Annotated in this window: 1 protein-coding gene; it reads right to left on the bottom strand. The window is 68.9% G+C overall.

Going from position 1 to position 222, the window contains the following annotated elements:
• The coding region (locus CCN72_RS37690) for an SAM-dependent methyltransferase (protein WP_208638210.1) at positions 1-214 on the bottom strand (214 nt) is incomplete at its 3' end.
• Positions 215-222: the final 8 nt, after the last annotated feature.

Below are 222 nucleotides of genomic sequence, written 5' to 3'. Positions count from 1 at the left end.
GGTCGATGAACTGCCGGATGCCGCCGCGTGCGAGGGTGCGGACCGCGCGGATCAACGCCCCTCGATTGGTGTGGGCGATGGCGACCGACCCCGGCAGATTCACCTTGAAGTGGTCGCCGACCTCCCGGTCGACCGGGTAGTCGTCCTTGCCGCCGAGCAGATAGTCGTACACCCGGGCAATGCTCGGCGCCTGCCCGCCCTCGTCCGCCACCATGGCCAACT

This window comes from Streptomyces murinus (assembly GCF_002154555.1).
Classification (GTDB): Bacteria; Actinomycetota; Actinomycetes; order Streptomycetales; family Streptomycetaceae; genus Streptomyces; species Streptomyces murinus.
Note: the sequence above shows the minus strand (reverse complement) of the source record. Positions and strands in the feature narration are given on the sequence as shown.